Source organism: Roseateles noduli (genome assembly GCF_050626985.1).
Classification (GTDB): Bacteria; Pseudomonadota; Gammaproteobacteria; order Burkholderiales; family Burkholderiaceae_C; genus Roseateles; species Roseateles noduli_A.
Window position 1 is genome coordinate 3,798,306 of sequence record NZ_CP192463.1, and the last position, 12,197, is coordinate 3,810,502.

The following is a 12,197-nucleotide window of genomic DNA, read 5'->3' on the forward strand; positions in this document are numbered from 1 at the left end:
GCGATCTGTGAGGAGACCGGCATGACCGCATCCATCATCGAACTCCACGGCGTGGGCAAGCGCTTCCGCTCGGCCGACGGCCATCCGCGTCCCGTGCTGGCGGACGTCGATTTCAACCTGCGCGAGGGCGAGATCGTCGCGCTGCTCGGGCAGTCGGGCTCGGGCAAGAGCACGCTGCTGCGGATCATGGCCGGGCTGGTGCCGGCCGACGCGGGCCAGGTGCGATATCGCGGGCAGCCGCTGTCGGGACCGGCGCGCGGCATCAGCATGGTGTTCCAGTCCTTCGCGCTGTTCCCGTGGCTGACGGTGCAGCAGAACGTCGAGATCGGGCTGGAGGCCCGCGGCGTGGCCAAGGCCGCGCGCGAGGCCAAGGCCGAGGCGGCGATCGCGCTGATCGGCCTGAGCGGCTTCGAGGGCGCGTTGCCGCGCGAGCTGTCGGGCGGGATGCGGCAGCGGGTCGGCATCGCGCGGGCGCTGGTGACCGAGCCGGACGTGCTGCTGATGGACGAGGCGTTCTCGGCACTGGACGTGCTGACCGGCGAGCGGCTGCGCGAGGACATCCTCGAGCTCTGGGACGGCGGTCACATGCCGACGCGGGCGATGCTGGTGGTGTCGCACAACATCGAGGAGGCCGTGATGATGGCCGACCGCGTGCTGATCTTCGCGAGCGATCCGGGGCGGATCCGTTGCCAGCTGTCGGTGCAGCTGCCGCGGCCGCGCGATCCCGAGAGCGCCGACGTGCGCGCGCTGATCGACGAGGTCTATGCGCTGATGACCGCGGGCGCGGCGAGGCCGTCGCGCGCGGCGGGCACGGTGGACGCCGCCACGGCGCCGGCGCCGCTGGCCGAGCGCCTGCCGGCGGCGGACGTGGCGCGGATGGACGGCCTGCTGGAGCTGCTGGCCGAGCCGCCCTTCGACGGCCGCGCGGACCTGCCGCAGCTGTGCGAGGAAGCGGGGCTGCCGGACTCCGAGCTGCTGCCGGTCGCGCACGCGCTGGCGCTGCTGGGGCTGGCGCAGCTCGACAGCGGCGACCTGCAGCTGACGCCGCTGGGGCGGCGCTACGTGGAAGGCGCGCATGGGCTGCGTCGGGACCTCTTCGGTCAGCAGCTGCTCGTCCATGTGCCGCTGATCGCGCACATCCGGCACAGCCTGGAGCAGGAGCCCAGCGGCGTGATGCCGGACAAGCCGGTGCTGAGACTGCTGAGCGAGCACCTCGACGACACCGAGGCGGACGCGGTGCTGCAGACGGCGGTGACCTGGGCGCGGCACGGCGAGGTGTTCGAGTACGACTACAACACCGGGGCGCTGCGGTTGCCGACGGGGGATGAGGAAACAGCGACGCGCTGAACGAGGCTTCAGCATTGCCACCTCCGCTGGACCGATGACAGATCAGTCCGAAGGTCGACCGACCGTTGTAGGTAGAGTCGGGCATCGCGTCTTCGAGTCACGCTGCGATGAAACGCCTCGCCCGCCACCGGTTGAAGTCCTTCAGCGTCGAACGTCTGCTGCGTCACGCGCTGCGGCATTGGCATGCGCAGGACGGATGGCGTGCGGTCGAGGTCCTGCAGCGGAGAGGATCTCCAACGCTGCTGACCCGCATCGAGGCGCTGTGCGAGAGCCCGCGCGTTCGCCGGCGCGCGGTCGGGCTTTCGATCGCCGCGCAGCTGATGCGGCGGGAGCACGGCCGCGACGTCCTCTTCGCCGAGCAGGAGACGCAGCAGCTCCTGCTGCGAGGCTTGGCCGATCCGCATCACGACGTGGTCCGTGCCGCTGTCGCCGGCCTCGGGCAACGGCCGCATGGCGCGAGCGTTCAGGGCCTGCTCCGGTTGTCGACCCACCCGGACAGCAAGATGCGATGGCAGGTCGCGGTGGCGCTCGGTTCCTATGAGGAGCCGGAGGCGATCGAGGGCCTGATCCGCCTCGCGACGGATCCGTCCGCCGAGGTGCGGGACTGGGCGACTTTCGGGCTGGGCTCGCTGCGCATGGACGACACGCCCGCGATCCGCGCGGCGCTGCGCAGGAACCTGGACGATCCGGACATCGATGTGCGCGGCGAAGCGCTGGTCGGGCTGGCACGGCGGCGGGACGAGGGGATCGTCGAACGGCTGATCGGTCTGCTGACGCCCGAGTGCCACCTCTATGAACTGGATGCGGCGGAAGAACTGGCGGATCCACGGCTGGAGGGGCCGCTCCAGGCGCTCAAGGCGCAGGTGAAGGACGACCCGGTCCCGGCGACCTGGCGGACGCGGTGTGAGGATGCGATCGCGGCGTGCACCGGCCCGGCTCCGGCGGCCTCCCCGCCATCCAGCCCCGGTCACTGAGCCCGACGGTACTCCGCCAGCCCGAACGGATCCGGGTTGGCCGCGCCGTTCAAGCGAGGGGTTCTGATCAATTCTGATGATGACGGCCGGAGGTCCTCACAGCAAGCATGGACGACTCCACCGCATCCACAGGTCCATGATGGTCGATCACACCGACGCCGCCGCCCTCTCCCGCCACCTCGATCGGCTGGCCGAGACGGTCCGCCATCTCGAGAGCCACCTCAAGGAACTGGCGTCCAAGCTGGATCGCCAGCAACAACGCATCGAAGCCATCGAAGCGCATCCGCCATTCCCGCTCGAACAGCCCGCCCGCCATTACGCCACCGAGACCCAGTCGGTGAGCATGGCCAAGCGCAAGCGACTCGGCCATCTGGGTTGACGACCACGGGGACCGCCATGTTCCGGCTCTCCCTGTCCGTCCGGCAGCGCATGAAGGAGTACACGCTCGCCGGGCAGGTGATGCCCTGCGGCCCGAAGAATGTCCTGGTCATGCAGTTGCGATGCCCCGGCCTGCCGACGCTGATCGCCACCTGGTGCCGTATCCACACCAGCCGATATCGAATCAACCGGAATACCCATCGCCTGACATTGGGCATCACCGGCGTCCTGCTGCTGGCCCTGGTCGCCGTCGCATGGATGTGGGAGACGAGCGACCGCCAGCGACCACCGGCCGAGGTCGCAGGAACGGCACTCATCTCCCTGCTGCCCGCATCTCGTGCGCCGGCGACGCCCGTACAGGCAAGCTCGCCGGTTCGCGCAGTCGCGCCCGCGAGCGCCGCGCCGGTCGCCTCATGCGTCGCCTGCACCCCGACGCCGGAGCCCCTGTCCACCGCAAGCATCCGAATCACACGACTGCTGCTGCTCGGCACGCCGGTCCTCCTGGTCCTGGCGGTGATCGCGGGCAAGATGCTGCGGCCCCACCTGCTCGAAGTCTTCGTCGTCGCATTACGCCCGCATGAGCCGATGCCGTCCATCGAACCGTTTCTTGCGCGTTCCCGCGACAAGCAGGTGTACGCCATCCGCTTCCTGAGCGAGCAGACCTATGACCGCTTCTATGGCCGTTTCGTCCTGAGTCGGACCGACCCGCCGTTGCGCTGGCGTGACTGCATGAAAGCCCGGCGCTCGGCACCGCTGCCGATGACCTCGATCCATGTCACGCATGCAGGCACGGTCTTCGGCGCCTCCGGCCCGACAGCAGCGATGGCCGGTTACTGGTGCATCGCGCGCCTTGGCCTGGGCCTGATGGTGCAGGAACACGGGGCTTCCAACGCGCGCGCCCTCGGCTTCACCTACAAGCAGCATGAATGGATGCTCGGCCTGTATTTCATCCTGCTCTCGCTCGCCACCTGGCTCCCCGCGCTGGGCGCCGTGCCCGCTGAAGCGCGTACCCAGTTTCCATTGCTGATGGCCGGGCTCGGCGTGCTCTGGACCGGCGCTTTCCTGCTGCTCCATCGGGGTCTCACCGCACATCTGGCCGAGTGGGAACGGCTCACGGCCAAGGTGCCGTTCCAGGGATGTCCGGTACTGCGCTACTCCGAACGCGATCTGGTGTCCGGGCGCTGGGAGCCCGTCGACCTGCGCGACATGCAGGCCCCGATCCGCCAGCTCGGCCTCCCGGGGGAAAAGATCCTCGAGATCACGCTCAGCTTCATGCTGATCATCTACCTGACGGTCCTGACCTTGATCAAATGACGGCAGCCCCTCATCAGTCGAATCGGGATCCGGACGACATCCCTCTGCTCCAGATCCTCTGGATGCTGTACTCGGATGCCAACTCACGCTTCAACACGCTGATCGAAGAGTGCGCGCATCTGCAGGACACGGTGATCGGTCTGACGGCGGACCCCGACCTGCTGGACTCGATCATCGCGTATGCGCCGGCGCGCAACGAGGTCCGCGGCTTCTCCCGCACGATCTGCTGCGAAGCCAAACGCAGCCCTCGCTACTACGAGGCCACGGTGCGCGATCGTGCCTTCCTCAGCCTCTGGACGCTCCTGGGCGGCCTGATCATTGCGCTCGACGCCAATCAACGCACGCATGAGCACGCCTATCGTCGAACCGTCGAGGCCACATTGCGTGGCGAATTCCCACACGATGGGCCGACTGCGGAGAGCCAGACCTCGAAGGTGCCGATTCGCGCTGTCTCCGACCACCTGTTCTGGTACGTGCAGACACGGGGTTATTTCCTCACGGAAGTCTGCAAGCACTACACGACCCAGCTGGAACACGCACACGAGAAGCTCATCCAGATGCTGGAGAACCAGCCTGGAAAACTCCCCACGCCCATTCTGCTGCGAAGGTGGAACTCCGCTCTCTACGGCGCTTTCCTTTCGGAGTACAGCCGGCACGTGAACTGGGAGTCGCATCGACTTCTCGCCGCGACCCTGGGGGGCGGTGTCGGTCTTGAAAGCAGGACGCTGACGCAAGACCTCTCCCTGACGCACACCTGGACGCATCAGCCCACCAGCATGGCGCAACTGTTCAAGGTCGGGCTGAAGACGGCGGCGGCCGGGACCGCCGGGGAGGCGCAGTTCGCCGAACACCGTTTCGCGACGGTGCGCAGCGCCTACTTCTATCTCGAACTCCCCATACTGCTGCCGTTGCTGTATCACGAGTGCGCGCACATCGCCGTCTCCAACAGCGCCTTCGATCGTCCGACGCCGGACGCCGACAGGCATGGTTTCCTCGACGCACGCGAACGTGCGGTGCTGTCGCTGCGACTGGCGAGTTTCCCGGACGTCGGCGCGCCCGTCAGCTACGAGAATTTCTGGGATCATTTCACCGAGGAGATCTGGGCGGATGCCGTCGCGATCGCTCTGGGGGGTCGGGCCTATCTCACCGCGCTCACGCTGCAACTGGTCGGCCTTTCCGGGGAAGACAATTTCGATCACTACAACCTGGACCGCGACGCCCTTCACGAGCTGGACAGCCTCGGCACTTTCGTGCGGCGCAAGTATCCGGAACCCCATCCTCGCGAAGACGTCGCCTTCTTCTGGGAAGCCCGGCTGCTGATCGCCAGTGATCTGCTGGCGCTGGCGGATTCGGCTGCGTCAAAAGAGACCGGCGTGGGACCGAAGCCCGCCGGATCCGGGACGCGGAATCCGGGAAGCCCCGCCGATCCAGATGCGGCGTGGATCTTCGCGATCAGGCGCTTGCTTTCGGCCTATCACGGCAGCGGTCACCAGGCTCACCATCGCGACGGCACCTCGGCCAGACATGAAGCGCTCTGGGACTATCGCTGGGAGCTCAACCAATGGGTGCGGGAAACGACCATGCGATGCCTCGCTCCCGCCTTCCGCCGCCTGCTGGAGCGCACGCCGATCTGCTCGACCTACAGCCTCGCCTCCGGCAGTCATCTGCAGGGTGAGCGCCGGGGCCTGGTGGCCTTGGTGAACGCCTACAGGGAGAAGTACATGCGAGGCTGCGCCGGGGAGTTCTCGCTGGCGACGAATGCTCGGCTCGAAACACTTCCGGCGGACATCCGATGGCAGGTCGCCGCAGACATCGCCGTAGAGCTGACCAAGCCTGAACACGATGCTTCCGGCATGCAGACGCGGCGCCGTCACGACATGGCGCCGTCGTTCCTGATGCGGATCGAAAACTGGAGCACGCGATATGCCAACTGGATGCGCCATGACGGCAGCGCCGCGTTCCGGGTGGCGCTGGAGGCCAGCCGACTTCGCATGTCCCTGTACGACCTGCTCGCCGAGCGGCTGACCGAGAAGCTGACGGCTGCCGAGGCGCAGAGGAAAACGTCCCAGGCGCTCGCCGATGCAATCGCGGTCGACCCTGATGCGCAGGGCATCGACGACATCCGCGAAGCGGCAACGGCCGCAAGCAGGCGCAACGCCGCGCTAGACCCCTTCCGGGCGCCCTTCCAACAGATCCGCCTATCGCGCGATGAACGCATGTCGCTCTGGCAGGATCCCAAATCTGCGGAGCGTGTGCGTCGGCGTGAGGCGACCAATCTGCCGACGCCGGAAGATTCGCTGCTGATCGCCTGTCGCGACGAAGTTGATCGCCTGGTCGATGCCGCCATGCGACGTCTGCATGCCTACTTCCGTCGTCAGGGGCGGCGGGCCAGGAAGGACGCCGACCGGCTCCAGGCGGAGGCGGCAAGCCGGAACCCGACGTGTTGGGGCCGGCCATCAAGCGATCGATCCTCCGTCGCCGCAACGTCCCGTCATGAGGCGGCGCTTGGCGAGGCGCTCGTCGGCACCCTGTCGCTCGGCGTGATCCGACCGGACGAAATCGCCCGGACGCCGCGCGCGGCCGACGGTCCGGCGTCGCCCTACATGGCGGGGCTCGCCGCAGTCAGGGCCCAATGGGAAAGCGCCTGCCAGGGGCACCGCAATGAGGCGCAGTCCGTCGAGCCGCCGCACTATCTGAAGACGCCGCCCGATATCCGCCACGCCTTCGCGCATCTGTTGGGCGACTACCAATATCTGACCTACGCGAAAGGGGTGACACCCATCGAACGGGACTTCCATGCCGGCCACGCAGGACAGGACCGGGACCGGGGCTCCGATGCGTCCTCCTCGCGTTTCATCCGTCGACTTGTCAAGCCTCGCATGGTCCTGCAGCTCGCGGGTCGGGAACTGGCCGGCGCGATCGAGGAATACGGCAAGGCACATTGGGGGCGGCTGTCCCTGATCCGGCTCAAGCACCGGTGGCAGTGGGTCGAAGTGGCCCATCGCCTGAAGTGCAATCGCAAGGAAATGGTCGGCTTTGCACTGCTGACGTCGAGCGCATGGGAGGATCTCATCCTCTTCACTTGGTTCCATACGCAGGAGGAAGCATGGGGAAAAGTGCGGGAGATCTTCGGCATCAAGCCCGGCGAATCCACGGGCATGGACATCCAGTCGATGTTCATTCCTCCCCTGGACCGTTGTGATGCCGGAAGCATTCCCGACCAGGCTCCCCGCAAGGCCGATTGGGAGGAAAGGCTCTTCGATTGGGCGGTCGAGAGCCAATGCGTCGAACGCATCTATTCCCGAACAGGTCGACTCGACTACACAGTGATCTGGAAAGCGAATGATGCCGACGGAAAGCCCGACATCCTCGGCAACTGCTTCCGCGGCCTGACCTCGATCCCCAAGGAAATCTGGACGCAGATCTCCAGCATGATCTCCTCCTACGAAGTGATGCGTTGGCCTCCTGAAAAAGCTTGCAAGCCGGGAGAGGAGGAGTCGGAGGATGCGAAGCAGGCAAGATTGCAGGAACTGGCGCGCATGCCCAAGACGGACTCCGGCCAGGTCATGAAGTGCGACGTGGTCACGCATTTCGCGGTCAAGAACCGGACCTAAGCGCCGCGGGGAATCCGGCCGACGACAGAAGCGCGACGCACGACATCGCCAGGCCACGTCATCCGCCAAGCGCCGCCGTCGATGGCTGCGTCGTATCGACCTTGGCGAGATTCGCGCCTTCGTACGGCTCGTGGATCGGGCCGAGCACGAAGCGGGCTTGGAGCTCGCGCAGCATCACGTGCGGCTCGATGCAGCGCACGCCGAAGACCGTGCACACATCCGGGATCTTGATCTTGAGCTTCTTCTTCGATTCGGCAGCAGGCTTCTCCCGGGTCACGACCGTGTGCCCATGCGCGAGGGCATGGGCGACCAGGTACATGTCCGCGGAATCCACGAACTCGAGGATCACGGCGTCGAGTAAGGACTGCCTGTCGAGCCATTCCACGATCCGGTCCGCCTTCTCCTCGACGAGCAGGTCTTCCGAGAGAAAGAAGCCGGACGATTGCGCGTTCACCCACGGACGGATGACGTCTTCGAGAAGTTCATCCCGCACTTGGGTGATGCTGAAGACCTGACCATCCGCATGGCTGACCGTCAGCCATCGCCAGAAGGCAGGGCAGAAATCCATCCCGTAATGGACGTTCTTCGCCTCAAGTAGCGCATTGGCATCGAGCAGGTAGGCCATGTCAGATCCTGTTTTCCAGAGAGCGGCCGATGGCCATGAACATGTCGCTGTTGGGAATGTCCAGCAGCCGGAAGGCGTCAGTGAATCGGGTCTTGCTGCTCATCGTGTGGTCCACCACCGCCCGGGAGAACCGGCGACTAGCCCGCGCCATGGCTTGCATGCAAGCGTCCGCTGCAGGCGGTTTGTCTAGCACCAGTGCGCGTTCGTGCGCGAGACGGGTCAACGGTCCGATCGCCTCGCTGGCCATTGCATCGCACCAGCGCGCTACGGGACAAGACGTCGCGGTCCCGGCGTGCTCGCCGCTGACGCCCGAGATCCCGAGCCACAACAGGGCAAGGTGTTGCACCAGGCACCGGAGACGGTCCTGCTCACCGAGCGTGCTGTTGATGAAGATGACAGGCGCCAGGTCGTCGGCCAGCGTGATGCCGCGGAAGTCGATGTCCAGCTCGACGGCCAGGTGCGCGGGCAGATCGCGAGAGATGGACTCGTCCACCATCACGAGGATCCCAGCAGCTTCCGCCATATCGACCATCGCGTCGAACAGATCGCCTCGTGCGACCGGGCCGCGGAGGGACCGCCCAGAGCGCCCCAGGACGGATCGAAAGATCCACACGATTCGATCCACCTTGCCGCCAACCGTCCCACCACCCACGAAGGCAATGGGATCCGCGCCGTCCTCCAGGAGATAGTCCCGGTACCACTCCTGTCGGCGTTCGCAACGGCGCAGCGTGGCCGCGAGATTGCGTCCGTAGCGACCGCGGAAATTCGCGCGCCGGTTCGAACATCATGGGCCGCGGAGCGCCGATGGATGCCTGGGCCGTCCGCAGCAGTGGGCCCGTCTCTTGAATGTTTTGCATGGGCTCATTGCACTGCGCAACGCCACGCAACGCGATCCTCAATTCGTTGGTAGATGCGCGTGCAACACCCACGGCAGATGAAGGTCGGTACGCCTGCATCGATGCGCGATTTGAGTGATGCCAGATCCCTGGAATCCGTCAGCCACCACGGCGCTCGCGGCGTTCGCCGCAGAGACTGTTGATCGCCGTCAGGCGATCGCGGGCTCTTCGCTCTCACGCGAATCTGCACCCTGCATTCGCTGCCCGCACAATGGACGCTTCCTCCGACTCCCAACGTCGCGCCCATGCTCCCCCGCATCAGCGAAGAGATCACCTTCCGCAAGCTCGAGATCCTGATCACGTTCCTGGAGAGCGGCAGCCTCGCGCGCGCCGCGGAGCGGCTGGGCACGAGCGCCGTCAGCGTGCACCGCGCGCTGCATTCGCTGGAGGCCGGCACGCGGTGCGCGCTGTTCCGGCTCGAGGGCCGCAACCTGCAGCCCACCGACGCCGCCCACGTGCTCGCCGACGTCGCCCGCGAGATCCTCCAGCGCATGGACGAAGGCATCAACGCCACCCGCGCCATCGCCGGCTACGGCGCCGAGCGCATCCGCATCGGCTCGCTGTACTCGCTGACCAGCGGCACCGTGCCGTCGATGATCATGGCGCTCAAGGCGCGCAAGCCCGACGTGCAGGCCGAACTCATCCTCGGGTCCAACTCCGACCTCACCCAGCGCCTGCGCGACGGCACCATCGACGCCGCCGTCATGGGCCTGCCCGAGGCCGCGCCGGAGTTCGAGACCCACGCCCTCTTCGAGGACGACGTCTTCTTCGCCGCCCCCGCCCAGTCCCCCTACGCCGACCTCGAGAGCATCGACCTGCGCGACTGCGCCGAGGAACGTTTCGTCAGCCTGCAGGAAGGCTTCGTCACCTACAGCCGCTTCGTCGACGCCTTCCGCATCGCCGGGTTCGAGCCGCAGATCGTCATGAAGACCAACGACATCTTCTCGCTGATGAACCTGGTCGGCGGCGGCATCGGCTGCACGCTGCTGCCCGGGCGCGTGCGCGGCGTGCTGCCGCCCAGCGTGCGGCTCATCCCGCTCCAGGAGCGCTACGCCGTCCGCCAGACCATCGCGCTGTGCTTCCTGCGCACCCGCGAGCGCGATCCCAACCTGCTCGCCCTGCTGGCCGCCAGCCGGACGCTGAAGCTCGGCGGGCACTGAGCCGGACGCCCCCCGCCTCGCCCGGCGATGTCCAGAGATCTCCGGAGGTCTCCGGACATCTCCGGGTATCCCCTCGCCGCCGGCTCGCCAGCAGCGTGGCGCCCGGCCGGCAACCGTTCCGCTCCCCGTAATCGTCCCGCACGCCGGTTGATTGATCGGGCGTCGCCACGCCCGTAACTTCCGTCTCCATGGACCGCACTCCCATGGACACCAAGGCCCGCGACCGCGCCGCCCGGCTCGCCGCGGCCCGCGAAGCACTCGGCTCGCGCCTGGCCGGCAAGCACGCCGACACCGACGCCATCGTCGAGCTGCTCCACGCCGTGCTCAAGCCCGGCGACCGCGTCTGCCTCGAGGGCAACAACCAGAAGCAGGCCGACTTCCTGGCGAAGGCGCTGGTGCGGCTCGATCCGGCGCGCATCCACGACCTGCACATGGTCCAGTCCGTGCTCGCGCTGCCGGAGCACCTGGACGTCTTCGAACGCGGCATCGCCAGCCTGCTCGACTTCAGCTTCTCCGGGCCGCAAGGCGCGCGGCTCGCGAAGCTGCTGTCCGCAGGACGCCTGAAGATCGGCGCGATCCACACCTACCTTGAGCTGTTCGCGCGCTACTTCGTCGACCTGACGCCCAAGGTCTCGCTGATCGCCGCACACGCCGCGGACGCGCAGGGCAACCTCTACACCGGCCCCAACACCGAGGACACGCCCGCGATCGTCGAGGCGACCGCGTTCTCCGGCGGCATCGTCATCGCGCAGGTCAACGAGCTGCTGCCCGAGGGCACCGCCCTGCCCCGCGTCGACGTGCCCGCGGACTGGGTCGACTTCGTCGTGCGCGCGCCGACACCCAACTTCATCGAGCCGCTGTTCACCCGCGACCCGGCGCAGATCAGCGAGATCCAGGTGCTGATGGCCATGATGGCCATCAAGGGCATCTACGCGGAATACGGCGTGCAGCGCCTCAACCACGGCATCGGCTTCGACACGGCGGCGATCGAGCTGCTGCTGCCGACCTACGGCGAGTCGCTGGGGCTGAAGGGAAAGATCTGCCGCCACTGGGCGCTGAACCCGCATCCGGCGCTGATCCCGGCGATCGAGGCGGGGTGGGTCGAGTCCATCCACTCGTTCGGCTCCGAGCTCGGCATGGAGGACTACATCCGCGCCCGCTCCGACATCTTCTTCACCGGCCCCGACGGCAGCCTGCGCAGCAACCGCGCGTTCAGCCAGGCGGCGGGCCACTACGCCTGCGACCTGTTCATCGGCTCGACGCTGCAGATGGACCTGATGGGCAACAGCTCGACGGCGACGCTCGGCCGCATCGCCGGCTTCGGCGGCGCGCCCAACATGGGCGCCGACGCGCGCGGCCGCCGTCACGCCAGCCCCGCCTGGCTGAAGGCGGGCGAAGAGGCGCGCGGTCATCTGACCGGCGCCGCCGCGACGCCGCGCGGACGCAAGCTGGTCGTGCAGATGGTCGAGACCTTCCGCGAGCACATGCAACCCGCCTTCGTCGAACACCTCGACGCGTGGGAGCTGCAGCGCCAGGCCGCCATGGACCTGCCGCCGATCATGATCTACGGCGACGATGTGACGCACGTCCTCACCGAAGAGGGCATCGCCAACCTGCTGCTGTGCCGCTGCGATGAGGAGCGCGAGCAGGCGATCCGCGGCGTCGCCGGCTACACGGCCGTCGGCCTGGGGCGCGATCGCCGCGCCGTGGAGAACCTGCGCGACCGCGGCGTGATCAAGCGCCCCGAGGACCTCGGCATCGATCCGCGCGACGCCACCCGCAACCTGCTCGCCGCGCGCGGCATGCGCGACCTGGTGCGCGCCTCCGGCGGCCTGTACCGACCGCCGAAGCGCTTCCGCAACTGGTGAGAGACAACACGAGAGCAATGC

The 12,197-nt window shown here is 67.3% G+C and carries 9 protein-coding genes; 7 read left to right on the forward strand and 2 right to left on the reverse strand.

Going from position 1 to position 12,197, the window contains the following annotated elements:
• Positions 1 to 21 precede the first annotated feature (21 nt).
• The 5 genes from ACQ4L4_RS16610 to ACQ4L4_RS16630 all read left to right on the forward strand — a co-directional run bounded on the left by ACQ4L4_RS16610 (position 22) and on the right by ACQ4L4_RS16630 (position 7,627).
• Positions 22 to 1,347: a nitrate/sulfonate/bicarbonate ABC transporter ATP-binding protein gene (locus tag ACQ4L4_RS16610; protein ID WP_431100036.1), complete on the forward strand. Its 1,326-nt coding sequence runs from the start codon at positions 22 to 24 to the stop codon at positions 1,345 to 1,347.
• Between the two features lie 107 nt (positions 1,348 to 1,454).
• Positions 1,455 to 2,321 (forward strand): HEAT repeat domain-containing protein, encoded by an 867-nt coding sequence (locus ACQ4L4_RS16615; RefSeq protein WP_431100037.1) that lies wholly within the window; start codon positions 1,455 to 1,457, stop codon positions 2,319 to 2,321.
• 136 nt (positions 2,322 to 2,457) lie between these two features.
• The gene (locus ACQ4L4_RS16620; protein WP_431100038.1) at positions 2,458 to 2,700 is read left to right on the forward strand and encodes a hypothetical protein; all 243 of its coding nucleotides are present in this window, start codon (positions 2,458 to 2,460) and stop codon (positions 2,698 to 2,700) included.
• Positions 2,701 to 2,717: 17 nt separating this feature from the next.
• Positions 2,718 to 4,013, forward strand: coding sequence for a hypothetical protein (locus ACQ4L4_RS16625; protein ID WP_431100039.1), 1,296 nt, complete (start codon positions 2,718 to 2,720; stop codon positions 4,011 to 4,013).
• Between the two features lie 62 nt (positions 4,014 to 4,075).
• Positions 4,076 to 7,627 (forward strand): hypothetical protein, encoded by a 3,552-nt coding sequence (locus tag ACQ4L4_RS16630; protein WP_431100040.1) that lies wholly within the window; start codon positions 4,076 to 4,078, stop codon positions 7,625 to 7,627.
• Between the two features lie 58 nt (positions 7,628 to 7,685).
• Here ACQ4L4_RS16630 and ACQ4L4_RS16635 read toward each other — a convergent pair whose 3' ends face one another.
• Positions 7,686 to 8,252, reverse strand: a complete 567-nt coding sequence (locus ACQ4L4_RS16635; protein ID WP_431100041.1) for a DUF4411 family protein — start codon at positions 8,250 to 8,252, stop codon at positions 7,686 to 7,688.
• Position 8,253: 1 nt separating this feature from the next.
• Positions 8,254 to 8,865 carry a hypothetical protein gene (locus tag ACQ4L4_RS16640; protein ID WP_431100042.1) on the reverse strand — a complete coding sequence of 204 codons (612 nt, stop codon included), beginning with the start codon at positions 8,863 to 8,865 and terminating at the stop codon, positions 8,254 to 8,256.
• A gap of 528 nt (positions 8,866 to 9,393) precedes the next feature.
• On the opposite strand from ACQ4L4_RS16640, the gene ACQ4L4_RS16645 reads away from it, so the two are divergent.
• Together ACQ4L4_RS16645 and mdcA are read left to right on the forward strand one after the other, a co-directional pair.
• The gene (locus ACQ4L4_RS16645) at positions 9,394 to 10,308 is read left to right on the forward strand and encodes a LysR substrate-binding domain-containing protein (RefSeq protein WP_431100043.1); all 915 of its coding nucleotides are present in this window, start codon (positions 9,394 to 9,396) and stop codon (positions 10,306 to 10,308) included.
• Between the two features lie 188 nt (positions 10,309 to 10,496).
• Positions 10,497 to 12,176 carry a malonate decarboxylase subunit alpha gene (gene mdcA, locus ACQ4L4_RS16650; protein WP_431100044.1) on the forward strand — a complete coding sequence of 560 codons (1,680 nt, stop codon included), beginning with the start codon at positions 10,497 to 10,499 and terminating at the stop codon, positions 12,174 to 12,176.
• The last annotated feature ends 21 nt before the right edge of the window (positions 12,177 to 12,197 follow it).